The organism is Actinomadura sp. WMMB 499 (genome assembly GCF_008824145.1).
Classification (GTDB): Bacteria; Actinomycetota; Actinomycetes; order Streptosporangiales; family Streptosporangiaceae; genus Spirillospora.
The window spans coordinates 4735192-4755673 of sequence record NZ_CP044407.1 but is presented as its reverse complement, the minus strand read 5'-3'; the positions used below and the strand labels follow the sequence as shown (position 1 = coordinate 4755673).

Annotated in this window: 28 protein-coding genes and 1 tRNA gene; 13 read left to right on the top strand and 16 right to left on the bottom strand. The window is 72.6% G+C overall.

What is annotated here, in order from left to right; all coding sequences use genetic code 11:
* Positions 1 to 44: 44 nt before the first annotated feature.
* Positions 45 to 683: a uracil phosphoribosyltransferase gene (gene upp, locus F7P10_RS21035; RefSeq protein ID WP_151011426.1), complete on the bottom strand. Its 639-nt coding sequence runs from the start codon at positions 681 to 683 to the stop codon at positions 45 to 47.
* 84 nt (positions 684 to 767) lie between these two features.
* Here upp and F7P10_RS21030 point away from each other — a divergent pair, with 84 nt between their 5' ends.
* The 5 genes from F7P10_RS21030 to F7P10_RS21010 all read left to right on the top strand — a co-directional run bounded on the left by F7P10_RS21030 (position 768) and on the right by F7P10_RS21010 (position 3003).
* On the top strand, positions 768 to 1106 hold the full coding sequence (locus tag F7P10_RS21030) for a hypothetical protein (protein WP_151011423.1): 339 nt from the start codon (positions 768 to 770) through the stop codon (positions 1104 to 1106).
* A gap of 253 nt (positions 1107 to 1359) precedes the next feature.
* Positions 1360 to 1845 (top strand): tRNA adenosine deaminase-associated protein, encoded by a 486-nt coding sequence (locus tag F7P10_RS21025; protein ID WP_151011420.1) that lies wholly within the window; start codon positions 1360 to 1362, stop codon positions 1843 to 1845.
* A 102-nt stretch (positions 1846 to 1947) separates the two neighbouring features.
* Positions 1948 to 2385 carry a hypothetical protein gene (locus tag F7P10_RS21020; protein ID WP_151011417.1) on the top strand — a complete coding sequence of 146 codons (438 nt, stop codon included), beginning with the start codon at positions 1948 to 1950 and terminating at the stop codon, positions 2383 to 2385.
* A gap of 85 nt (positions 2386 to 2470) precedes the next feature.
* Complete coding sequence (tadA, locus tag F7P10_RS21015; protein ID WP_151018189.1) at positions 2471 to 2908, top strand: tRNA adenosine(34) deaminase TadA; 438 nt, start codon at positions 2471 to 2473, stop codon at positions 2906 to 2908.
* A 10-nt stretch (positions 2909 to 2918) separates the two neighbouring features.
* Positions 2919 to 3003 (top strand) — tRNA-Ser (locus tag F7P10_RS21010).
* Between the two features lie 55 nt (positions 3004 to 3058).
* Here F7P10_RS21010 and wrbA read toward each other — a convergent pair.
* Complete coding sequence (gene wrbA / locus F7P10_RS21005; RefSeq protein ID WP_151011414.1) at positions 3059 to 3673, bottom strand: NAD(P)H:quinone oxidoreductase; 615 nt, start codon at positions 3671 to 3673, stop codon at positions 3059 to 3061.
* Positions 3674 to 3813: 140 nt separating this feature from the next.
* Here wrbA and sigJ point away from each other — a divergent pair, with 140 nt between their 5' ends.
* On the top strand, positions 3814 to 4722 hold the full coding sequence (gene sigJ, locus F7P10_RS21000) for an RNA polymerase sigma factor SigJ (RefSeq protein ID WP_151011411.1): 909 nt from the start codon (positions 3814 to 3816) through the stop codon (positions 4720 to 4722).
* A 15-nt stretch (positions 4723 to 4737) separates the two neighbouring features.
* Here sigJ and F7P10_RS20995 read toward each other — a convergent pair whose 3' ends face one another.
* Both F7P10_RS20995 and F7P10_RS20990 read right to left on the bottom strand, forming a co-directional pair.
* Positions 4738 to 5550 (bottom strand): MHYT domain-containing protein, encoded by an 813-nt coding sequence (locus F7P10_RS20995; protein WP_254716787.1) that lies wholly within the window; start codon positions 5548 to 5550, stop codon positions 4738 to 4740.
* 230 nt (positions 5551 to 5780) lie between these two features.
* Positions 5781 to 6683, bottom strand: a complete 903-nt coding sequence (locus F7P10_RS20990) for an alpha/beta fold hydrolase (RefSeq protein ID WP_176611595.1) — start codon at positions 6681 to 6683, stop codon at positions 5781 to 5783.
* Positions 6684 to 6923: 240 nt separating this feature from the next.
* On the opposite strand from F7P10_RS20990, the gene F7P10_RS20985 reads away from it, so the two are divergent.
* Positions 6924 to 7343: a PPOX class F420-dependent oxidoreductase gene (locus F7P10_RS20985; protein ID WP_151011408.1), complete on the top strand. Its 420-nt coding sequence runs from the start codon at positions 6924 to 6926 to the stop codon at positions 7341 to 7343.
* A gap of 3 nt (positions 7344 to 7346) precedes the next feature.
* Here F7P10_RS20985 and tgmC read toward each other — a convergent pair whose 3' ends face one another.
* Genes tgmC through F7P10_RS20965 form a run of 5 tightly spaced genes read right to left on the bottom strand, consistent with a single transcriptional unit; the run spans position 7347 to position 10540 of the window.
* On the bottom strand, positions 7347 to 8534 hold the full coding sequence (gene tgmC, locus F7P10_RS20980; protein ID WP_151011405.1) for an ATP-grasp peptide maturase system methyltransferase: 1188 nt from the start codon (positions 8532 to 8534) through the stop codon (positions 7347 to 7349).
* Positions 8531 to 9484: an ATP-grasp ribosomal peptide maturase gene (tgmB, locus tag F7P10_RS20975; protein WP_151011402.1), complete on the bottom strand. Its 954-nt coding sequence runs from the start codon at positions 9482 to 9484 to the stop codon at positions 8531 to 8533. Before tgmB ends, tgmC begins: the two co-directional genes overlap by 4 nt.
* On the bottom strand, positions 9484 to 9795 hold the full coding sequence (tgmA, locus tag F7P10_RS42550; protein WP_176611594.1) for a putative ATP-grasp-modified RiPP: 312 nt from the start codon (positions 9793 to 9795) through the stop codon (positions 9484 to 9486). Before tgmA ends, tgmB begins: the two co-directional genes overlap by 1 nt.
* 32 nt (positions 9796 to 9827) lie before the next feature.
* Positions 9828 to 10262 (bottom strand): hypothetical protein, encoded by a 435-nt coding sequence (locus F7P10_RS42545; protein WP_176611593.1) that lies wholly within the window; start codon positions 10260 to 10262, stop codon positions 9828 to 9830.
* Positions 10259 to 10540, bottom strand: coding sequence for a hypothetical protein (locus tag F7P10_RS20965; protein ID WP_151011396.1), 282 nt, complete (start codon positions 10538 to 10540; stop codon positions 10259 to 10261). The genes F7P10_RS42545 and F7P10_RS20965 overlap by 4 nt, the downstream gene beginning before the upstream one ends.
* Before the next feature lie 242 nt (positions 10541 to 10782).
* Between F7P10_RS20965 and F7P10_RS20960 the strand changes: the two genes are divergently transcribed.
* The 4 genes from F7P10_RS20960 to F7P10_RS20950 all read left to right on the top strand — a co-directional run bounded on the left by F7P10_RS20960 (position 10783) and on the right by F7P10_RS20950 (position 12304).
* Positions 10783 to 11646 (top strand): helix-turn-helix transcriptional regulator, encoded by an 864-nt coding sequence (locus tag F7P10_RS20960; RefSeq protein ID WP_151011394.1) that lies wholly within the window; start codon positions 10783 to 10785, stop codon positions 11644 to 11646.
* Positions 11640 to 11849 (top strand): DUF397 domain-containing protein, encoded by a 210-nt coding sequence (locus F7P10_RS20955; RefSeq protein ID WP_151011391.1) that lies wholly within the window; start codon positions 11640 to 11642, stop codon positions 11847 to 11849. Before F7P10_RS20960 ends, F7P10_RS20955 begins: the two co-directional genes overlap by 7 nt.
* A gap of 69 nt (positions 11850 to 11918) precedes the next feature.
* Positions 11919 to 12077, top strand: a complete 159-nt coding sequence (locus F7P10_RS45480) for a Scr1 family TA system antitoxin-like transcriptional regulator (RefSeq protein ID WP_368077492.1) — start codon at positions 11919 to 11921, stop codon at positions 12075 to 12077.
* An 11-nt stretch (positions 12078 to 12088) separates the two neighbouring features.
* A complete protein-coding gene (locus F7P10_RS20950) occupies positions 12089 to 12304 on the top strand; it encodes a DUF397 domain-containing protein (protein ID WP_151011388.1) in 216 nt (71 codons plus the stop codon).
* A 26-nt stretch (positions 12305 to 12330) separates the two neighbouring features.
* Here F7P10_RS20950 and F7P10_RS20945 read toward each other — a convergent pair whose 3' ends face one another.
* Positions 12331 to 12744, bottom strand: coding sequence for a GntR family transcriptional regulator (locus tag F7P10_RS20945; protein ID WP_254716786.1), 414 nt, complete (start codon positions 12742 to 12744; stop codon positions 12331 to 12333).
* A gap of 185 nt (positions 12745 to 12929) precedes the next feature.
* Between F7P10_RS20945 and F7P10_RS20940 the strand changes: the two genes are divergently transcribed.
* Positions 12930 to 13418, top strand: a complete 489-nt coding sequence (locus F7P10_RS20940) for a hypothetical protein (RefSeq protein WP_151011382.1) — start codon at positions 12930 to 12932, stop codon at positions 13416 to 13418.
* A 48-nt stretch (positions 13419 to 13466) separates the two neighbouring features.
* Here the strand turns inward: F7P10_RS20940 and F7P10_RS20935 are convergent, their stop codons facing one another.
* From F7P10_RS20935 to F7P10_RS20925, 3 genes are all read right to left on the bottom strand, one after another.
* Entirely contained in the window at positions 13467 to 15014 is a 1548-nt protein-coding gene (locus tag F7P10_RS20935) for a serine/threonine-protein kinase (protein ID WP_151011379.1), read from the bottom strand.
* 77 nt (positions 15015 to 15091) lie between these two features.
* Complete coding sequence (locus F7P10_RS20930) at positions 15092 to 15961, bottom strand: EamA family transporter (RefSeq protein ID WP_151011376.1); 870 nt, start codon at positions 15959 to 15961, stop codon at positions 15092 to 15094.
* Positions 15955 to 16611: a B3/4 domain-containing protein gene (locus F7P10_RS20925; protein WP_151011373.1), complete on the bottom strand. Its 657-nt coding sequence runs from the start codon at positions 16609 to 16611 to the stop codon at positions 15955 to 15957. Before F7P10_RS20925 ends, F7P10_RS20930 begins: the two co-directional genes overlap by 7 nt.
* Positions 16612 to 16703: 92 nt before the next feature.
* Here F7P10_RS20925 and F7P10_RS20920 point away from each other — a divergent pair, with 92 nt between their 5' ends.
* On the top strand, positions 16704 to 17267 hold the full coding sequence (locus F7P10_RS20920) for a helix-turn-helix domain-containing protein (protein ID WP_151011370.1): 564 nt from the start codon (positions 16704 to 16706) through the stop codon (positions 17265 to 17267).
* A 1-nt stretch (position 17268) separates the two neighbouring features.
* Here F7P10_RS20920 and dnaN read toward each other — a convergent pair whose 3' ends face one another.
* The 3 genes from dnaN to F7P10_RS20905 all read right to left on the bottom strand — a co-directional run bounded on the left by dnaN (position 17269) and on the right by F7P10_RS20905 (position 20470).
* Complete coding sequence (gene dnaN, locus F7P10_RS20915; RefSeq protein WP_151011367.1) at positions 17269 to 18399, bottom strand: DNA polymerase III subunit beta; 1131 nt, start codon at positions 18397 to 18399, stop codon at positions 17269 to 17271.
* A 75-nt stretch (positions 18400 to 18474) separates the two neighbouring features.
* The gene (locus F7P10_RS20910) at positions 18475 to 18990 is read right to left on the bottom strand and encodes a methylated-DNA--[protein]-cysteine S-methyltransferase (protein WP_151011366.1); all 516 of its coding nucleotides are present in this window, start codon (positions 18988 to 18990) and stop codon (positions 18475 to 18477) included.
* 10 nt (positions 18991 to 19000) lie between these two features.
* A complete protein-coding gene (locus F7P10_RS20905) occupies positions 19001 to 20470 on the bottom strand; it encodes a DNA-3-methyladenine glycosylase 2 (protein ID WP_151011363.1) in 1470 nt (489 codons plus the stop codon).
* Positions 20471 to 20482 lie beyond the last annotated feature (12 nt).

Genomic DNA, 20482 nt, shown 5'->3' with positions numbered 1-20482 from the left:
GGGGCCGGGACGGGGCCGGGACGGGCGGGCCGAGCCGGGCCGGGTCAGACGACGCCGTACAGCCGGTCCCCCGCGTCGCCGAGGCCGGGGACGATGAACCCCCGCTCGTTCAGGTGCGAGTCGATCGCGGCGGTGACGACGCGGACCGGGGCGGTGAGGTCGGCGAACGCCTGCTCCAGGTACTTCAGCCCCTCGGGCGCGGCCAGCAGGCAGAGGGCGGTGACGTCGGTGGCGCCGCGCTCGCACAGCAGCCGGATCGCGGCGGCGAGCGTCCCGCCCGTCGCGAGCATGGGGTCCAGGACGTAGCACTGCCGGCCGGACAGGTCGTCGGGCAGCCGCGTCGCGTACGTCTGGGCCTGCAGGGAGCCCTCGTCCCGGATCATGCCGAGGAAGCCGACCTCGGCGGTGGGCAGCAGCCGGGTCATCCCGTCCAGCATCCCGAGGCCCGCGCGCAGGATCGGCACGACCAGCGGCTTCGGGCTGGCGAGCTGGACGCCCTCGGCGTCCACCAGCGGCGTCGGGACCGTGACCTCGGCGACCCGGACGTCGCGGGTGGCTTCGTAGGCGAGCAGGGTGACCAGCTCGTCGGCCAGCCTGCGGAACGTGGGCGAGTCGGTGCGCGAGTCCCGGAGGGTGGTGAGCTTGTGCGCGACGAGCGGGTGGTCGACGGCGAGGGTCTGCATGCGCACACGGTAGCCGACATGCGGCGTTCGTCCGGTCCGGGACGAAGCAGGATAGGACGCGGGTGAGCTGGGCACGAAACCGGTATGAGCCGCGACAGCGATCAGCAGCCGACGCCGCCGGGGCCGGCCCGCGACCCGGCGCCGGACTCGGCCGAACCGTCCGTGAGCGACGTCACAGCCGACCGGCGCGCGATGGAGGAGAGGCACGCGGGAGACGAGGGAGACGAGGGGCGCGCACCGACCCGTCCGGGGCCGCAGGGGGAGATCTCGCCCGAGGAGGTGCGCGAGCACCTGCGCCGCCGGGCGGTGTTCCTGCGGGAGCTGGCGGAGGCGCGCGAGCTGCGGCGCCGGGTGACGCCGCACCGGTCGCGGCGCGCCCGGATCCACGCGGCGCTGCGCCGCCGGACGTTCCGCATCAACTGACCGCGAATCCGACCCGCACCGCTCCCCGAACCGCACCGAACCGCACCGCACCGGGCGGTATCGGACGGCGCGTTCCGCGCCGGGCGGTGCGGCCGGTCCGCCCCCCGCGTCCATCGAGTAGGTTCGTTGCGCCGGGGCGCACGCAGCGCCGGCCGCCCGCGCGCACCCCGCCCCCCAATTCGGCGGTGGGGCGTACGGGGGCGCGCCGCATCTGCGAACATGCCCTGGCAGCAACCGCGCCGGTGGGGTGGACATGACGGATGTGGACGCGACGGACTTCGCCGTCGTGGTGTACCGGGAGGACGAAGCCTGGGAGGCCGAGGTGCTCCCGGTGGCACTGACCGAGGACCTCGCTGGGCTGATCCATGCCCTGCGGCAGCAGCCGAGCCTGGGCGGGACGGTCGGGCTCGTGGCGGTCGGCGACGACTTCTTCGTGGCGATCCGCCTGCTCGGTGACGAGGTGATGGTGTTCCTCTCGGACGTCACCGCCTCCGTGGACTGGCCGCTCGCCACGCAGGTCCTGGAATACCTGGACATTCCCGTCCCGGACGAGGAGGAGCTCGACCAGGTCCTCCCGGTCGGCGACATGTCGATCTTCGCCGACCTGGGGCTCGACGAGATGGAGCTCGGCGCCATCTCCGGCGACCTCGAGCTCTACCCGGACGAGATGCTGCTGAGCATCGCGGGCCGCCTCGGCTTCGCCACCGCCTTCGAACGCACCGTCGACCTCCTCGGCTGACGACCGTCCCGGCGGCCCGGACCGGTCCCGGGACGCGCGGGAGCGCGAGATGCGTGCCCGTGCGGGCGTGACCTGGGGAACCCCGTGGGTAACAATGGGCACGTGTCCTCTTTCGCCGCAGTGTTCGCGCGCACCCCGCAGGGCTGGGTCGGCACCGAGGCCGTCCTCGCCGAGGCCGCGGACGTCGACGACGTCGCCGACCTGATGCGGGAAGCCGCCGTCGAGTCCTACGGCGATCCGGTGGTGCTGCTGGCCGAGGTGGACGACGACTGGTTCGCGGTCGTCCGGCTGGACGGGCAGGACGAGCCGCGCGCGTACATCTCGACCGTCCGCGACGACGGGCTCGGGGCCCTGTTCCACCAGCTCGTCGGGGAGGTCCCGGACGGCGACCCGGGCGGCGACCCGGCCCTGCTGGTCGATCTCGGCACCGACGCCGCCGGCCTCACCGACCTCGGCGAGCGGGCCCTGCCGGCCGACGCGCTGCTGACGGTCGCCGAACGCGCCGGGTTCGGCGAGGAGTTCGACCGCCTCCGTGACTGACCCGACCGGCCCCGCGTCCGGCCCGTCCGGCGCCGTACCCCCGCCCGGCTCCTCCGCCGACCCGACGCCCGCGCTCGTCCCGGCGATGCGGCGTGCGCTGGCGGAGGCGCGGCTGGCGGCGGACGCCGGCGAGATCCCCGTCGGCGCGGTCGTCCTCGACCCGTCCGGGGAGGTCATCGGGGCCGGGCACAACGACCGGGAGCGCACCGGCGACCCGACCGGGCACGCGGAGATCGTCGCGCTGCGCGCCGCCGCGTCCGTCCGCGGCGAGTGGCGGCTGTCCGGCTGCACGCTCGTCGTGACGCTCGAACCCTGCACGATGTGCGCGGGCGCGTCCGTACAGGCCCGCGTCGCCCGTCTCGTCTACGGCGCCGTCGACGCGAAGGCGGGCGCCGTGGGCTCGCTGTGGGACGTCGTCCGGGACCGGCGGCTCAACCACCGGCCCGAGGTCGTCGCGGGCCTGCTGGCCGACGAGTGCGCGGCACCGCTAATCGAGTTCTTCGCAGGGCGCCGCGTCCGGTAGGCTTTTCCGCGGTGGTGTCGCCTAGTGGACGAGGGCGCACGCCTCGAAAGCGTGTGAAGGGCAACCTTCCGTGGGTTCGAATCCCACCACCACCGCCGCCGCGAAGGGCCGCGACCGTCGAACCGGTCGCGGCCCTTCGCCGTCCCGCCCTCAGGCCGCGGCCCGGCCCGCCTTGAGCGCGGCCGCGGTGCCGGCGACGCGCCGGGCCTGGTGCCGGGCGGCCTCCAGGGACACGTCTCCGGGCGGGCCGTCACCGGCGACGTGGGAGGTGCCGTAGGGGTTGCCCGACGTGAACTGGACGGGGTCGGTGTAGCCGGGCGGCACGATGACGCCGCCCCAGTGGTAGAAGGTGTTCCCCAGCGCCAGGAGCGTGGACTCCTGCCCGCCGTGGGCGGTGTTGGAGGCGGTGAAGGCCGAGTACACCTTGTCCGTGAGCACCCCCTGGAACGCCAGCGGGCCGGTCGTCTCGATGAACGCCCGGAGCGCGCTCGCCGGGTTGCCGAAGCGTGCCGGGGTGCCGAACAGCATCGCGTCCGCCCAGACCAGGTCGTCGTGCACGACCTCGGGGACGTCGGCGGCGTCCCGGACGTGCCGTGCCCATGCGGGCTGCGCCTCGATCGCCTCCGGTGCGGCGGGCTCGGCGACGCGGCGCAACCGGACACGCGCGCCGGCCTTCTCCGCGCCCTCGGCGGCGGCCCGAGCCAGGGCGTGCACGGTGCCGGTGGCACTGTAGTAAATGATCGCGACGTTGACGGGTTCCATCATCGGTTCCTTCCGCTACGGGTCCCTGCCGGTACGACGACATGACCCCGCGGAAGGTCAGGCAGGGGCGTCGACCTCACATTCCGGGGCGCCGTTCCGTCCTACGAGTGAGGGCGGACGCGACCGAAGGAGCCGGCGGCACCATGAGCACCCCACCCGAACCGGACCTGAGCGCGATCATCAGCGAGCGCGGCCACCTGACGAACCTCGCGTACCGGATGCTGGGCTCGCTGACCGAGGCCGAGGACGTCGTCCAGGAGACCTACGCCCGCTGGTACGCCATGCCGGAAGAGCGGCGCGCGGCCGTCGGGTCGCCCGGCGGCTGGCTGACGACCGTGGCGAGCCGCATCTGCCTGGACCTGCTCGGCTCGGCGCGGGCGCGGCGGGAACGCTACGTGGGCGAGTGGATCCCCGAGCCGCTGCCCGACCGCACGGAATGGACGGGCGGGGCGGGCGGCGCCCCGGTCGACCCGGCCGACCGGATCACCCTGGACGAGTCGGTCGGCATGGCGTTCCTCGTCGTGCTCGACGCGATGACCCCGGCCGAGCGCGTCGCGTTCGTCCTGCACGACGTCTTCCGGTACCCGTTCGCCGAGGTCGCCGAGATCGTCGGCCGCACCCCGGCGGCGTGCCGCCAGCTCGCCTCGTCGGCCCGCCGCCGCGTCCGCGCGTCCCGGACGGGCGCGGTCCCGGCGGCCGAGCACGCCGGGATCGTCCGGGCCTTCCGGCGGGCCTGGGAGGCCGGGGACGTCGACGCGCTGATCGGCCTGCTGGACGCGGGCGCCACGGTGACCGGCGACGGGGGCGGCCTCGCCCGCGCCGCGCTCCGTCCCGTCGGCGGCGCCGAGGAGATCGCGCGCTTCCTCGCGGACCGCGCCGCGGCGATGTCCGGCGTGTCGATCGTGGAGTGCACGGTCAACGGCCAGCCCGGCCTGGCGGCCCGGCGGGACGGCGGCACCCTGGCGGCGTACGCGTTCGACATCGCGGGGGACCGGATCAGGCACATCTGGGCGGTCCTCAACCCGGAGAAGCTCCGCCCCTGGACGCCGTAGCGGCGAGGCGCGCGTTCAGCCCCGCGGCGGCGCGCCGGGCGCGGCCGTGCCGCGCCTGCGCTCCTCCAGGATCCGCTGCAACTCCGCGATCCGGTTCATCTCGTCCTCGTCCGGGGACGTCGAGACGATCGAGACCAGCACCACGGCCAGGACGCCGACGACCACCAGGGAGGGCACCAGCAACTGACCGGCGGTCGCACCGGACGGTTCGCTCAGTCCCGGGACGACTTCCACGTGCATGCCCACCATGCCGGAGTAGTGCATTCCGGAGACGGCCAGGCCCATGACAGCGGCCGCACCGATGGTGGCGGGCAGGCCCCGCAGCCGGACGCCGAACCAGAGCGCGGCGGTGGCCGCGGCCACTGCGACGAGGACCGACAGCACGACCCAGGTCTCGTCGTAGGAGACGCGGGCGGACATCTCCATGGCCGCCATCCCGGCGTAGTGCATGGCGGCGACGCCGACTCCGGTGACCACCCCGGCAGGCAGCAGGATCCACGCTCGCCTACCGCCGAAGACGACCACCAGGAACATCCCGATGCCCACGATCACGACCGCGAGCACCGCGCTGGCGATGGTGAGCCAGACGTCGTAACGGATCTCCGTGCCGTCGACGCCGAAGCCGAGCATGGCGACGAAGTGCATGACCCAGATGCCCGCGCCGCCGATCGCCAGCGCGGCGCACACCACCCAGGACAGGCGCCCGGTCCCGGTGTCGGCCCGCGCGCGGGTCGCACACCGCAGGCCGAGGAACGATCCGATGAAGGACATCACGTACGCCGCGATCGGTGTGATCGGACCGTAAGCGAAGTGCTGCATGTGGTCCATGTGGTCCACGTCGGGCCCCCCGAGGAAGAGGTCCCGTCACCCCCACGGGACTTCATGTAAGCCGCATTGGCATTGATCACGAGTTTTACCAGTTCAGCCGCACCCGGGTCCTTACTGGACGCATGGCCAGTTTGGGCCACCAGGGCCACTCGTTCGTCGCCGAAACGGCGCCGCCCCCGACCGGAACCGATCCGATCGGGGACGACGCCGTCCTGCGTCCGTCGCCGGGTTCAGGCGCCCGAGGCCTTGGCGGTGACGTCCTTGATGGTCTTGACGGCGATGTCCGGGGTGTCCTGGTAGATGTAGTGCCCGGCCTTGTCGGCCACGGTCAGCTTGGCGGCGTCCGACAGCTCGAGCCACTCGCGCTGGCCCGCGGTCCACGCCTGCTCCAGCTTGTCCCCGTACTGCGGGACGGCCGCCAGGTACGGCTGCCCGTGCTTGATGACCTCGACCGGGATGTCCCCGGCGGACTTCACCGGCCCGTCCTCGATCACCAGCTTCTCGGGGTTCTGCCCGGCGAAGATCGCCAGGTTCTGCGCCCGGACCTGCGCCGCCGGGCCCTGCTCGGACGCGGGGATGATCTTCGAGATGTCGGCGACCATGGTGGCGGGGGTGGCGTCCATCAGCACCAGCCCGGCGACCCGCTCCTGGTGGGCCGGCGCGTAGCGGGCGGCGATCAGCCCGCCCAGCGAGTGCCCGGCCAGCACGACCGGGTTCTGCCCGGCGATCTCGTCCAGCAGCCCGGTCAGCACCTTGCCGGTGCTGTCGAAGGACTGCGGGCCGTCGGGCTTGGCGCTCTTACCGGCGCCGAGGCGGTCGTAGGAGCAGACCCGGTGGTCGGTGGCGAGGGTCTTCTGCAGGGGGGCGAGCTTGTCCAGCGCGTCGCCGCCGCCGTGCATCAGCACGATGACCGGCTCGCCGTCGGCGAACTCCCCGGTGCACGACACGTTCACCCGCTTGCCGCCGACCTCGATTTCCTTGGTGCCGGTGAAGGTGTCGACCTCGGCCTTCTGCGAGGAGGAGGCCAGCGGGTCGAAGCCGTCCAGCGCGTCCTCGTCGCAGCCGACGAGCCCGGTGCCCAGGGCGGTGGCGGCCAGGGCGGTCAGGGTGGCGGTCTTGAGGGAGCGGATCATGGTGTCCTCCAGAGCGGGAGCCGGGGTCTCACGCCGCGTTCCGGGGGGCTGCGGCGACAGGAAGAACGCTATGGATTCGGCACCCCACGAATCGTCACCGCTCAGCGGACATTCCCGGGTAGCTCGCACGGGGGACAAGCCGTCCCGGCCGGTGAGCGGCCGGGCTCCGGGTGTCGGTGGGTACGCTGCGGGTAGTTGATCACCCGCGTGCCCGAATCCCTTCGACGTCGAGGAGTCCGCATGTCCAGGCCACCGCTGCCGCCGGAAGCCGAGGCGATGCTCGCCAAGCCGAACCCGTGCGTCATCGCCACCCTGCGCTCGGACGGCACCCCGGTGACCGCCGCGACCTGGTACCTGTGGGAGGACGGCCGCGTCCTCGTCAACATGGACGAGGGACGGGTGCGGCTCCGGCACCTGCGGGCCGACCCGCGCGCGTCCCTGACCGTCCTCGACGAGAACTGGTACACGCACGTCACCCTCATCGGTCACGCCACCGAGATCCGCGAGGACGAGGGACTCGCCGACATCGACCGGCTCTCCCGGCACTACGGCGGCCAGGCATACCCCGACCGCGAGCGCAAGCGGTTCAGCGCCTGGATCACGGTGGACCGCTGGCACGGCTGGGGCGAGCTGAAGGACACCGACCAGGCGTCGGGCTGACCGTCAGGACGAAGCCCACGAGACCGGGCCGTCCGCACCGTCGAACCACACCGACCGGACGCGTCCGTCGGTTCGTATCCGGAAGCGCTCCTGCGGCGGACTCCCGGCGTCCCGCCAGCGCAGGACGGCCGCCTCGACGTCGTCCCACACCCGGCCCGGCCCCGCCTGCCGGACCGTCCAGCCGCCCCCGCGCTCGGGCGTGAGGGACGCGACGGCGCCGCTCGCCGTGTCGAGGCAGTACTCGACCCACGGGCCGCCGTCGACGCGCATCCGTTGCGCGACGACCGTGGGCACCGCGAGCTGCGCCACGAACGCGCCCGTCCAGTCCCGGAGCACGTCGGGACCGACGGCCGCACGCCGGACCTCGGCGTCGGCGAGCGCCTCGAACGCCGCGCCCCACCGCTCGTCCCCGATCACCGGCGCGGCCTGCGGGCGCGCGACCATGAACGAGATGGTGCCGGGCAGGAACCGGCCCTCGGCGACCCCATCACCGTCCACCTCCAGCAGCGCGAGCCCGTACCCGCCGAGCCACCCGGTGACCGTGACCAGGACGCGCGCGCCCGGACGCGCCTGGACGAGCCACGCACGGGGGATCGTCCGAACCGAGCAGGTCGCGATGATCCGGTCGTACGGGGCGTGCCCGGCGTCGCCGTCCAGTCCGTCACCGACCACCAGGTTCGGGGCGTACCCCGCCCTGCGCAGCGCGGCTGCCGCGTTCGCGGCGATACAGGGGTCGACCTCGATCGAGGTGACGCTCCCGTCGCCGAGCCGCTCGCACATCAGCGCCGTCGAGTATCCGGTCCCGGTGCCGATCTCCAGGACGCTCGCGCCGTCGGTGACGTCCAGGTCCTCGAGCATGCGCACGACCAGGCCGGGCATCGTGGACGACGAGGTCGGATCGCCGCCGACCGGACCGGCCGCGTCGCGCGGCGTGAGATGCCGGTCGAGCTGGGTCACCCACGTCTCGTCCCGGTAGGCGAGGTCGAGCCATCGGTCGTCGTCCCTGCGGACCGGCGCCCACAGCGTGCCCCGGTCGGGGATGTCGGTCCGCTCGAAGAACTCGGGGACGAACAGGTGGCGCGGCACCCGCTCGACGGCGCGCCGCCACTCCCGCGAGCGCAGATCGCCGGCCCGTTCGAGCTCGTCGGCGAGCGCCTGCCGCAGCCCCGCGACCCGTTCGTCCTCGGTCACGCGTTCCCCCGTTCGAGAAGATCGGCGAGCGCGGCGGTCATGCACACGCCCGTTTCGTCCTCCAGCCACGCCCACTGGCCGTTGGGATTGCACTCCAGGAACACCGGCGTCCCGTCGGCCCGGAGCGCGAAGTCGAAGCAGCCGAAGGCCAGGCCGAACCGCTCGAGGTAGGCGCCGATCGGCCTCGTCAGGCCGGACGGCGTTTCGACGTCGGTGTAGGTGAGCGCGTCGTAGTCGTATCGCCAGTCCACGTGGTCGCCGGAGTCGATTCGGACGCTGAACAAGCGGTCGCCGATCGCCGTCACGCGCAGATGTGCGGTGGCCTGCACGTTCGTCTGGAACAGGTGCGCGGTCGCCGCGATCGAGCCGTCCAGTTCGTCCGGCTCGACCTCGGCGACCCACACCGTCCGGGCCTCGCCGCCCTGCCGGTACGGACAGGCGCGCAGCGGCTTGTAGACGACCGGCCCGTGCTCGGCGGCGAACGTCCGGGCGCGCTCGGGCTCGTTGGTGATCAGTGTCGACGGCACGACGAAGCCGAGGTCGGCGGCGACGGCGAGCTGCGCGGGCTTGAACTCGGCGTCGGCGATGGCGTGCGGGTGGTTCACGTACAGGCATCTCGGCAGCGACGCCAGCACGCCCCCGAACCCGAACCGGGCCTGCAAGACCGCGAAGCGGGCGTCCTGCTCGTCGAGGCCGGGGAAGGCGAAGCCGCGCGGGCGCCGGTAGTACAGCGACCGGACGGCGCCGAGTTCGGCACGGCGCGTTCCGGTCGACAGCCGCCCACGCAACCCCTCGCCGCCGATCATCGCCGAGAACGCCAGGTCATGCGGGAACTCGGCGGAGTCGAACCGCACGACCGGCACGTCGCGCCGGTTGAGCTCGGCGACGACGATGTCGGCCGTCACGTCGTCGGGCCGCGTGACCACCAGGACGGGGAGCGGGTCGGCCATCAGTCCTGGTCGCTGTCCTGCGCGTGGTCGGTGTCCTGCCCGGCGTCCCGGCCGTCTCCCCTGTTCGTGCCGGTCGTCTTCTCGGTCCCCGTGTTGGACCGCTTGTGTTTGGCGTCCACGAGTTCGCCGTCGGCCGCGACACCCATCTGCGTCACGGGGTCGATGCAGGTGGCGACGAACCCGGCGTCGGTCGCGTCCTTGTAGGGAGCCATACGGCGCAGGCCCCAAGGGCGCACGGCGGCCGGAGCATCGGCGGCCGGGGGCCCGGCGGGCAAGCGGTCGGCGTTCTTGAACATCCTGTCCTCTTTCATGTCGTGCCTACGGTGATCAGGGACGACGCCCCTCAGCGGCCGACGTCCACGATGCCGAGAAGCGCTCCACACCTGTCGAGGAATCGGCGGATCCGGCTGGGCGGCGGGAAGAACGGCTCGGGCTCCCGACGACGCACGGCCCGCCCCGGCGGGCCCTGCCCATGGTCGGCCGGCGCCGGGACGCGACGAGGCGGAACCGACATCGCGCCGGGCCGGACGTCCGTCCTGTGGGCCCTCGGGGCCTGCGGCGGCGGCCACGGGACGCGGATCCCTCGAACACGTGCGAGCAGCGCGCGTCCGTCCGTGAACTCCTCCAGGCGGTCGTCGTGCAGGAGCCAGAACGAGCCGGTGTACTCGCCCGCCCATGCCACCGCGCCCGGCAGCACGCGCCGCACCTCGGCGAGCACCACCTCGGGGTCGTCCCGATCCCACGGCGCGGACCGGAACGGCTGGACGAGGGCGGTCATGACCGGCCCCCCGGGACGCCGCGCGCCGTCGTCTCGGCGACCGCGAGGCGTTCGGCGAGCGTGTTCTGCGCCTCGCACACGAGCAGCAGTTCGGTGACGGACCTCGCCGTCATCTCGTCCAGGCACCCGCGCCCGCGCTGGTAGTCGGACAGCACCCCCAGCCGCCGCGCGACGAGCCGCCCTCCGATCCGTTCGCTGAACCAGCCGGGGCACAGATCGCCCAGCTCCGTCGGAACGCCCTCAACAGCGCCCCGCGCCGCCGATGGGGTGTCTACCATGGCGGCACCACCTCCCTTGTGGGGTTGGTAGCCGCGCGGTCGGGGAGAGGGTTCCAAGCTCAGTCCGACCGCGCGGCGGTCTCTTCGTCTCGTGTCTCGACTTCTACGCCGTCACACTCGGCGTCGTCATGGCTACATACTGTTCGTAATGATTACTGATCGCAAGGCATCGACAGCTACACGCGTGACCCAATCTGGCCACGGAGCGTCGTTTATCGATCACATGGAGCAATACTGGCGCTATGTCCCCTTCGTACATCCCGTCAGTCCGTGCGCGTCGCCTCGCGCGCAGCCTCAGAGAGTTCCGGGAGCAGGCGGAACTGGGCGTGACGGCGGCAGCCGCTCGCCTGGGGTGGAGCCAGGGCAAGGTCAGCCATATCGAAAGCGCCCGCAACAAACCCAATGAGCGCGACGTTCAGTTGATGCTCAACCTCTACGGAGTGGGCAGCCCCGATCGAGAAGCCATCTTGAGCCTCGCCCGCGAAGCCGAAGAACGCGGGTGGTGGACCGACTACATCGACGTGCTCAACGGGCCGTACGTCGCGTTGGAGGACGCGGCCTCGGAGATCGGCGTTTGGGATCCTCAGGTGATCCCCGGCCTCCTCCAGACGCCGGACTACGCGCGGGAGATCATCAAAGCGGGCGACCTCGGCAAGGCCGACGACATTGAACGCCGAATCCGTGCTCGCATGGTCCGGCAGACGATCCTTACCCGGGAGATCGATCCCCCGCGACTCCGCGCCGTCCTCGACGAATCCGTGCTCGGCCGTCCGATCGGCGGACCGGCCGTGTGGCGCGACCAGCTCCGCCGACTTCACTCCGATGCGCAGCGCCCCAATGTCACCATTCAGTTCCTACCGCAGTCGGTCGGGACTCACTGCGGCTTGGAAGGGTCGCTGATCGTCCTCGGGTTCGCCGAGCCCGCAGACCCCGACGTTGCGTATGCGGAGGGCTTCTTCGGTGTCGTCTACATGGAGAGTCCGCAACAGGTCGAGCATTGTAGGCTGGCGTTCGGGAAGATCTGCGAATCGGCACTCAGCCCGGAAAGTTCGCTTGAACTGATCGAGGCGGCGACGAAGAGACGAGGCTTCGACCATCCATGCTGACTCCGCTAGAGGGACCCGCCGTCCGGTGGCGCAAGAGCACGCGCAGCAAGGACGCCAACACATGCGTCGAGGTCACGTGCAACGTTACGGCCGGGGTCGGGCTGCGTGACTCCACCGATCCGCACGGGCCGAAGCTGCTGCTCGACCGGGCGGCCTTCGGTGCGCTGCTCGGCACCATCCGGTCGGGAGGCCACGACCTCTGAGCACCGGGCGTAAGCCCGCGAACAGGCGTCGACGGCCGTTCGCCATCCTCAGCTACCCCGACGACCTCGATCCCGATATCGGGTACTCGGAGGGCATACGGAGATGTCTTCATCGAGGGAGCGGAGCAGGTCGCCCGCTGTAGGCTCATGTTCGATCGCATCTGGGATGCGGCGCTCGACGAGAACTCTTCAGAGCGCTTCATCACCGACATCGCCAGTGAGCTGTAGGTGCCTTGTATATGCATTCGGTCCAGCGCGTTGCACTCGCGAATGCCATCTGGCGCAGGAGTGCTCGCAGCACCGCCACAGGTGAGAACTGCGTCGAGGTGAGCGACCTCCGCCGCGTCGTCGCCGTGCGCGACAGCAAGGACGCCGCCGGGCCGAAGCTGCTGCTCGATCGGGCGGCCTTCGGTGCGCTGCTCGGCGCGATCCGGTCAGGCGCCCACGACCTTTGAGTACCACGCGTCGGCCCGCGAAGCGCTCAACCGGCGGTGAGCCGGTAGCGCAGGCGGCGCCCCTCGGGAACCATCACCATCTCCGACGCCTCGAACGGCACGTCCTCGGCGGTCAGGCATGTGCGCCGCAGCAGGATCACCGGCGCGTCGGCCGGTAGAGCCAGCTCGGCGGCCTCTTCCGGTGTGGCGGCACGCACCTCGATCTCCTCGCGGGCCTCGTGCACGGTGTAGCCGAGACCGGCCAGCAGCGTTACCGCGCCGCCCTTGATCTTCCCGGGCTCGGCGAGGGCCGTTCCTGCGGCGATGCCGGTCGGGTACCAGGAGTCGGTCAACTCGACCGGACGGCCGTCCACCAGCATCGTCCGTCGCCGAACCACCGCCCGGGCACCCTCGGGCAGCCGCAGGGCCGCCGCCACCCGCGCGGGCGGCACCGTTGTCATCACCTCACGGATCTTCTGCGTGCCGGCGTGTCCAGACTCGGCCGCCTCTTGGGCCCACGGGTCGACCTGGCCCTCTTGCCGGGGTGTGAGATAGGGCAGCGAACTCGCAGTCCACACGGGCATCTCCTGATGCGTAAGTCGACGGTGCGCAACAACCAATATGCTCCCCCGGCTAGCGTTCCGGCATGGCAGTGCCCGAGGTCGTTCCCATCGCCCATGAGCCGGACTACCGGACCGCCACGATCGGCCGGTATGCCGATGGACAGTTCTTCGCCTCCATCACCTACGCCATGGCCGACGGGGGCGCCTACGGGGAAGGTTGGGAGGATCGCAAAAAGCTGTTCGTCGTGCTTCACCGGTTCGACTTCGCGGGCCACCACCTCGAATCCGACGTGTGGTGCGCGGGGACGTGGCGCGAACAGCAGCGACGGCCGCACTCGGGCACGTCCGTCCTGGCCATGGCGGAAGCCCGGATGGACGAACTGCTGGACGCGCTTCCCGGGCGCGAGTACGCCGACATCGCCATCCGGCCGTTTCGCGTGGTGATCGACGGCGTCCTCTTCGGCCTGGTGATCGAACGGCACGGCGAGGAGGAGGACGAGGACGACTGGGCCGAGCTGTACCCGGATCGGCTCGGCTTCTGCGCTCCCTGGGACGGGGACTGCTCCACCTGACGCGGTGATCGGTGCGGTGGGATACCGGGGGTACCGGGCGCCTGTTCTCTAGCGGTGGGAGAACTCGGCCCTGAGCCTGCTCGACCAGATGAACGGCTGCACACCTAGCCAGATCAGGCCCAAGAGCATGAGAGGGGCGAACAGGGTGGCGTTGTGGTCGGAGTCCGTGTCCACGCCCGAACCTGCTGCCTCGTAGACGGCCACGACCCAGAGCAGGGCCACCATGCCTTGGACGAGCACTGCCACGGTGAGCACGGCCCGGCGGACGGATGGATTCCGGAACCGTCCGGCGAGCGACGGATTCACCACGGTGAAGGCGAGCATGAACGCGAGTGAGCTCAGCACCCAGGAGATCTGGAATCCGACAGTGGGCTCGATGACCCGGACGTCGCTGGACACTTGGTGCGCGAGCACGCTGAGGAATTGCACGTGAAGACCAACGAGGGTCGCGGACACCAGGCCCAGGACGAGCGTCGGCCTGTGCGGCAGGAACCACGCCCCGCAGATGAGGATGAACGCCACGACCACGGGCAGCAGCAGCAAGATCGATTCGCGCCAGTACAGCTCTATGGGAATCCTCCCGCCGGATCCCTGCCATGGCCCGCCGAGAAAGGCAAGCATGGCGACCGCGGTACACAGGAGAGCGGCTCTGACGGTGGGCCTCCGGTAGCGCCGGAGCGGAATCTCGCCGGTGGGCGGGCGAAGGAGCGCGGTGCGGGGCGGCCGGTGCAGGGTGGGCCGTTCGGAGTCGGCCGCGGTCTCGGTGGTGCCGGCGATGGGCTCCAGGGCGGCTTCGAGAAGGGCGCGGACCTGGGCGGGCGTAAGCCGTTCTGCCGGGTCCTTGCGCAGCAGGCCGTCCAGGACCTGCGCCAGCGGGCCGCCGCAGCGGGGCGGGGCCGGGCGGGCGGTGGCGATGGCGACGAAGACGGCCCCGTGGCCCGCACCGTCGAACGGGCGGCGGCCCTCGACCGTCGTGTACAGGGTGGCGGCCAGGGACCACAGGTCCGAGGCCGGGGTGACGGCCTTGCCCTCCACCTGCTCGGGGGACATGTAGGTGGGCGTGCCGAGCACCGCGCCGGAACGGGTGATCGTGACGTCGCCCTCCAGGGCCGCGATGCCGAAGTCGGTGAGGAGCACCCGGTCACCTTCGAGGAGCACGTTGGCGGGCTTGACGTCGCGGTGGACGACGCCCTGCGCGTGGGCGGCCGTGAGGGCGTCCAGCATCGCGAGGCCGATCGCGGCGACCCGGTTCGGGGGCAGCGGTCCCTGCTCGGGCAGCAGGTCTTCGAGCGAGCGGCCGCGGACCAACTCCATGACGATCCAGGGACGGCCGTCGTCGCTCGTCACCCGGTCGTGGACGGTGACGATGCCGGGGTGACGCAGGCGGGCGGCGGCGCGGGCCTCACGTTCCATCCGGGCGTACCAGACGCTCCGCTCCTGGTCGGTGACCTGCTCGGGCACGCGCAGTTCCTTGACGGCCACTTCGCGGTCGAGGTCGATGTCGTGGGCGTGCCAGATCGATCCCATGCCGCCCTGGCCGATCCGGCCGAGCCTCCGGTACCTGCCCGCCAGTACCCCGTCCCCGTCCCAGCCCATGATCGGAACCTATCGGCGCGGCACGGCCGAAAGAAGACACTTCCGCCGACTGGCAGACATCTTTGTCTGTCAGCGCGTCACCCCGCGGTGACCAGGACGACGCCGGTGGCGGCGACGGCGAGGCCGATGCGCTGGACGGCGCGGAGGCGCTCGCTGTAGGCGATGCGGGCGAGGAGCACGGTGATCGCCGGGTAGAGGGACGTCAGGACGGCGGCGAGGCTGAGCAGGCCGTGCTGGGTGGCGACGACGAACAGGACGTTCGCGCTCGCGTCGAGGGTGCCGGACAGCAGCGCGAGGGCGATCAGCGTCCGTCCGGACACGCGGGGGCCGAGGTTCCCGCCGCGGACGCGCAGGGTGACCACGACGGCGACCAGGACGACCGCGAGGTTGCCGACGCGGGAGCCCACGATGGGCCAGAGACCGCCGTCCTCACCGGCCCGGGCGAGGATCGTGAAGAAGACGCCGAAGCAGATGCCGGAGACCGCGGCCATGACGGGGCCCGAGTCGGTGAGGCGTCGGGAGGAGGGCGCCGTCTCCCGCTCGTCCCGCTCCATGCTGACCATGCCGATCGCGACCAGGCACAGGAGCACCCCGGCGAGCACCGTGGCGCTGAGCCGCTCGCCGCGCAGCACGCCGAACGCGACCGGGAGGACGGCGGCGGCGAGGGCCGACACGGGGGCGACGACGCTCATCGGGCCGCGGGCGAGCGCGCCGTAGAAGGTGAGCAGGCCGGTGCCGCCCGCGAGGCCGGCGGCGAAGCCCCAGGTCAGGGACGTCGCCGTGGGAGCACCGCCGTCGATGAGGGCCGCGGTGAGGACGACGGCGAAGCCGACGGGCACGCACCACAGGAGCGCCTGCAGGGCGGTGGCGCGGCGGGAGACGGCGCCGCCGAGGAAGTCCGCGACGCCGTAGGAGAGTGCGGCGCCGAGGGCGAGGATCGTCACCATGCGAGCAGCCGGGTGGTGATCCGGACGTCCGGGGAGATCTCGCGGAGCCGGGCCTCCAGGTCGCCGGCGGCGGCGTGCAGGCGGTCGAGGGGGTACGGGTCGAGGCGTTCCAGGAGGAACAGGGCGTTCTTGGTGTCCTCGGTGAGGCGGGTGCGGACGCACTGGCGCCAGTTCCACCGGCGGCACGTGACGCCGTCGTCGTCCCGCCAGACGACCTCGCCCGGTTCGGGGTGCTCGACGGCCGGTTCGCCGGACGCGACGACGTCGAAGGGTTCGTCGCCGGTGGCGCGGACGAGGCGGGCGGGCCCGCGGTAGGCGCCCGAGTCCTCGCCGCCGATGGGGAGCGCGTACTCGACGCTGATCGCGTTGTAGGCGTCCACGACCCGGTTGATGGACGGGACGGCGCGGCGCATGAGGGCGTCGACGGACGGGCGGGTGCGGTTCGGCTTCGCGCCGAACGCCCGGTACGCCTCGCGCCACGCCTCGACGTGCGGGTCCGCGGCGTCGGCCCGCTCGGCGGCGCGCTCCAGCCAGGCGGCCGAGGCGGCGTCGCCCGGTCCGTTCGCCAGGCCCTCCGCGGTCATGGCGAGGACGGCGAAGTCGGGGCGCAGTTCCCGCACCGCGTCGGCCACGGCGATCCGGTCCAGCATCGATCCCTCCGGTCATTTGAATGAACTCGATAGGTCATCGTACCGACCGTCGGGGGTGGTGGCATCCTGGTATCCGCGTTGAGGAGGGTGCGGTGGGCGAACAGGGCGCCATCGGTGAGGCGGTGGCACGGACCGTCCGCGCGCTGCGGGCCGGGCACGGCTGGAGCCTGGACGAGCTGGCGGGCCGGGCGGGCGTGAGCAAGGGCGTGCTCGTCGGGCTGGAGCAGGGGCGCGGCAACCCGAACCTGGGGACGCTCATCCGGATCTCGGACGCGCTCGGCGTCCCGCTGACCCGGCTGGTGCAGGTCGAGGAGGAGCCCCCGATGCGGATGTTCCCCCCGGAGCGGCACGTGGTGCTGTGGGAGGGCGAGCACGGCGGGCGCGGCACCCTGCTGGCGGGCAGCGACCCGCGGCCGTCGCTGGAGCTGTGGCGCTGGGAGCTGCGGCCGGGGGAGGCGCGGCAGAGCGACCCGCACGTGCCCGGCACCAAGGAGATCGTCTACGTGCAGGACGGCGTGCTGACGCTCGGGGTGGACGGGCGCACCGACCTCGTGGAGGCGGGCGCGGCCGCCGTGTTCGTCGGCGACCGGCCGCACTCGTACGCGAACGCGGGCGACCGGGACGTCCGGTTCGTCCTGGCGGTGCTCGACCTGTAGGTCAGGAGGTGAGCCGGACCGGCATCGCGATGTAGCGGAAGCCGGTGTCGCGGTCGGCGGCGTCCTCCTCGTCGGGGACGCCGGTGATCAGCGCGGCCTTCGTCGGGCCCGCGCACTCCAGGCGCGTCCACTCGGTGCGGATCCCGGCGAGCGCGTCCAGGAGGTACTGGGGGCTGAACGCGATGTCGATCTCGTCGCCGTCGAGTTCGGCGCCGAGCGCCTCGTTGGCGCGGGCCGAGTCGCCCGCGGCGGCCCGGATCCGCACCTCGCCGGGCGTGAACGCCAGCCGGACGGGCGTGCCCCGGTCGGTGACCAGCGCCGCCCGCTTGATCGCCTCGACGAACGGGGCGGTGCGGACGCGCGCGGTCGACGTCCAGTCGCCGGTGAGGCGTGCCCGGTAGTTGATGTACTGGTCGTCGAGGAGGCGGCTGGTCATCGTGCGGCCGCCGCCGGAGATGCCGATCAGCGCCTCGCCGGCGCCGCCGAGGTCGATGGCGACCTCGGCGCCCTGCCGGATCGCGCGCGCGGTGTCGGCGAGCGTCCGGGCGGGGACGACGACGCCCGCGGTGAAGTCGGGGTCGGCGGGCGACCAGGTGAACTCGCGGGCGGCGATCCGGTACCGGTCGGTGCAGGCCAGCCACATCGTGTCGCCCTCGATGTCGATCCGGGCGCCGGTCAGCATCGGCAGCGTGTCGTCCCGTCCGGCGGCCACGACGACCTGCGCGACGGCCTCCGCGAACAGGTCGCCGGGGACGGTCCCGGCGCGGGCGGGCGGCTCGGGGAGGGTCGGGTAGTCCTCGACGGGCATCGTGAGCAGGCCGAACTCGGCGGGCCCGCACCGGACGACGACCTCCGAGCCCTTCGTGAAGACCTCCACGGGCTGGGCGGGCAGGCTCTTCACGATGTCGGACAGCAGCCTGCCCGGCACCAGCACGCGGCCCGGCTCGACGACCTCCGCGTCGATCCGCGCGCGCGCCGAGACCTCGTAGTCGAACCCGGCGAGGGCCAGTTCCCCGTCCCCGGCCTCGATCAGCATCCCCGCGAGGACCGGGACGGCGGGACGGGACGGCAGCGTCCGCGCGGCCCACGCGACGGCCTCGGCGAGCGTCTGACGATCGACTCGGAACTCCACTTGATCCGCCCCTTCATGGTGCCCGCGGTCCGGATGCCGGGCCGCGCCCGCACGCTATCCGGCACCTCCGACATCTCAGAACAGGGCCGGTGCGGTCCCGTGGCGGAGTTTCCGCTCGAAGTCCAGCAGGTACCGCTTGCGCTCGATGCCGCCGCCGTACCCCGTCAGGTCGCCGTTGGAACCGACGACCCGGTGGCACGGGACGATCACGCTCACCGGGTTCTTGCCGTTGGCGAGGCCGACGGCGCGGGACGCGGCCGGGCTGCCGATCTCCCGCGCCAGCTCGCCGTAGGTGACCGTCTCCCCGTAGGGGATCTTCTGGAGCGCCGCCCAGACGCGCCGCTGGAACGGCGTCCCGTTCAGGGCGAGCGGCACGTCGAACTCGGTGAGGTCCCCGGCGAAGTAGGCGTCGAGCTGCTCCCCGACTTGCGCGAACGGCCGCTCGTCTGGGTCGTCCGCGGGAAAGCCGAACGTTTCCTGGGCGGGCCGGTGCCGCTGCTCCCGCATGTACAGGCCGGAGACGGCGCCGTCGGTGACGACCACCGTGAGCGGGCCGACCGTGCTCTCCAGGACGGTGTGCGTTGTGCGCATGTCGAACTCCTTAGGAGGCGGGCAGGTAGTTGATGGCGTGGTCGCCGGTCGCCCAGAGGTACTGGACGGCGTAGGCTCGCCACGGTCGCCACGCTTCGGCGTGCCGGGTGAGGGCGGCCGGGGTGTGCGGGAGCCCGAGCGTGCGGGCCGCCGTGCGGACCCCGAGGTCGCCGGGGATGAACGCGTCGGGATCGCCCAGGGCGCGCATGGCGATGGTCTCGATCGTCCAGGGCCCGAAACCGGGGAGTTCTCCCAAGCGCGCGCGGGCCGAGTCCCAGTCGGATCCGACGCCGAGGTCGATCTCGTCGTTCGCCAGGGCGTCCACGAGGGCCGCCAGGGTGACGCGCCGGGCTCGGGGGAACGCGAGGGTCTCCGGGTCGACGTCCGCGAGTGCCTCGGGCGTCGGGAACAGGTGCGTCAGGCCGCCGGAGTCGTCGATCGGGTCGCCGTGCGCGCGGACCAGCCGGGCCGCGTGCGTCCGGGCCGCCGCGACCGACACCTGCTGCCCGAGGACGGCCCGGACGGCGAACTCGGGCGCGTCCGCCGCCCGCGGCACCCGCCGTCCCGGCGCCTTGCCGACCAGCGGCGCGAGCACCGGGTCGGCGCGGAGCTGCTCGTCGACGGCGACCGGGTCGGCGTCGAGGTCCAGCAGCCACCGGCACCGGCTGATCGCGATCGTGAGGTCGCGCAGGTCGGTCAGGGCGAGCGTGCAGGCCACGTGGTCGGGGTGCGGCCGCAGCGCGGCGACGCCGTGCCCGTGCGGCAGCCGGAACGCCCGGCGGAACGCGCCGTCCCGCCACTCCTCCACCCCCGGCACCGCGGTCGCCGCGAGGTGCCCGAACAGGTTGTCCGGGCACAGCGGCGCCCGGAACGGCAGCCGGAACGACAGGGTGCCGGACCCGGCCGGCGGGTGCCCCTTCGCCACCCGGTCGCGCAGCTCGGTGGGCGTGAGCGCGAACACCTCGCGGACGGTGTCGTTGAACGCACGGATGCTCGCGAAGCCCGCGGCGAACGCGACGTCCCCCATCGGCAGCGGCGTCGTCTCGATCAGCAGCCGCGCGGTCTGCGCCCGCTGCGCGCGCGCCAGCGCCAGGGGACCGGCCCCGAGTTCGGCGCCGAGCTGCCGCTCGATCTGCCGCGTGCTGTACCCGAGCCGCCGCGCCAGGCCGGGGACGCCGTCCCGGTCGACGACCCCGTCCGCGATGAGCCGCATCGCGCGGGCCACGGCGTCCGCCCGGTGGTTCCACTCGGGCGACCCGGGGCTCGCGTCCGGGCGGCACCGCTTGCACGCCCGGAACCCCGCCTGCTGCGCCGCCGCCGCGCTCGGGTAGAACCGCATGTTCGCCGGCTTCGGCGGCACCGCCGGGCAGCTCGGGCGGCAGTAGATCCCCGTGGTCACCACCCCGGTGAAGAACCATCCGTCGAACCGGGCGTCCCGCGACCGGACGGCCCGCACGCATCTCTCCACGTCCTCGTGCATGTTCCCCAGCAT

Excerpts from the sequence above, each read along its gene's own strand:
- F7P10_RS21025 (WP_151011420.1), top strand. The coding sequence starts at position 1,360 with ATGACGGATGTGGACGCGACGGACTTCGCCGTCGTGGTGTACCGGGAG.
- F7P10_RS20930 (WP_151011376.1), bottom strand. The coding sequence starts at position 15,961 with ATGGTGACGATCCTCGCCCTCGGCGCCGCACTCTCCTACGGCGTCGCG.
- F7P10_RS20995 (WP_254716787.1), bottom strand. The coding sequence starts at position 5,550 with ATGGACCACATGCAGCACTTCGCTTACGGTCCGATCACACCGATCGCG.
- F7P10_RS20960 (WP_151011394.1), top strand. The coding sequence starts at position 10,783 with ATGTCCCCTTCGTACATCCCGTCAGTCCGTGCGCGTCGCCTCGCGCGC.
- F7P10_RS20990 (WP_176611595.1), bottom strand. The coding sequence starts at position 6,683 with ATGATCCGCTCCCTCAAGACCGCCACCCTGACCGCCCTGGCCGCCACC.
- F7P10_RS20935 (WP_151011379.1), bottom strand. The coding sequence starts at position 15,014 with ATGGGCTGGGACGGGGACGGGGTACTGGCGGGCAGGTACCGGAGGCTC.
- F7P10_RS42545 (WP_176611593.1), bottom strand. The coding sequence starts at position 10,262 with ATGACCGCCCTCGTCCAGCCGTTCCGGTCCGCGCCGTGGGATCGGGAC.
- wrbA (WP_151011414.1), bottom strand. The coding sequence starts at position 3,673 with ATGATGGAACCCGTCAACGTCGCGATCATTTACTACAGTGCCACCGGC.
- F7P10_RS20965 (WP_151011396.1), bottom strand. The coding sequence starts at position 10,540 with ATGGTAGACACCCCATCGGCGGCGCGGGGCGCTGTTGAGGGCGTTCCG.
- tadA (WP_151018189.1), top strand. The coding sequence starts at position 2,471 with ATGCGGCGTGCGCTGGCGGAGGCGCGGCTGGCGGCGGACGCCGGCGAG.
- F7P10_RS20955 (WP_151011391.1), top strand. The coding sequence starts at position 11,640 with ATGCTGACTCCGCTAGAGGGACCCGCCGTCCGGTGGCGCAAGAGCACG.
- tgmA (WP_176611594.1), bottom strand. The coding sequence starts at position 9,795 with ATGAAAGAGGACAGGATGTTCAAGAACGCCGACCGCTTGCCCGCCGGG.
- F7P10_RS20950 (WP_151011388.1), top strand. The coding sequence starts at position 12,089 with ATGCATTCGGTCCAGCGCGTTGCACTCGCGAATGCCATCTGGCGCAGG.
- F7P10_RS20925 (WP_151011373.1), bottom strand. The coding sequence starts at position 16,611 with ATGCTGGACCGGATCGCCGTGGCCGACGCGGTGCGGGAACTGCGCCCC.
- F7P10_RS20985 (WP_151011408.1), top strand. The coding sequence starts at position 6,924 with ATGTCCAGGCCACCGCTGCCGCCGGAAGCCGAGGCGATGCTCGCCAAG.
- tgmB (WP_151011402.1), bottom strand. The coding sequence starts at position 9,484 with ATGGCCGACCCGCTCCCCGTCCTGGTGGTCACGCGGCCCGACGACGTG.
- F7P10_RS20945 (WP_254716786.1), bottom strand. The coding sequence starts at position 12,744 with ATGACAACGGTGCCGCCCGCGCGGGTGGCGGCGGCCCTGCGGCTGCCC.
- sigJ (WP_151011411.1), top strand. The coding sequence starts at position 3,814 with ATGAGCACCCCACCCGAACCGGACCTGAGCGCGATCATCAGCGAGCGC.
- F7P10_RS21030 (WP_151011423.1), top strand. The coding sequence starts at position 768 with ATGAGCCGCGACAGCGATCAGCAGCCGACGCCGCCGGGGCCGGCCCGC.
- F7P10_RS20910 (WP_151011366.1), bottom strand. The coding sequence starts at position 18,990 with ATGCGCACAACGCACACCGTCCTGGAGAGCACGGTCGGCCCGCTCACG.
- F7P10_RS20940 (WP_151011382.1), top strand. The coding sequence starts at position 12,930 with ATGGCAGTGCCCGAGGTCGTTCCCATCGCCCATGAGCCGGACTACCGG.
- upp (WP_151011426.1), bottom strand. The coding sequence starts at position 683 with ATGCAGACCCTCGCCGTCGACCACCCGCTCGTCGCGCACAAGCTCACC.
- F7P10_RS20905 (WP_151011363.1), bottom strand. The coding sequence starts at position 20,470 with ATGCACGAGGACGTGGAGAGATGCGTGCGGGCCGTCCGGTCGCGGGAC.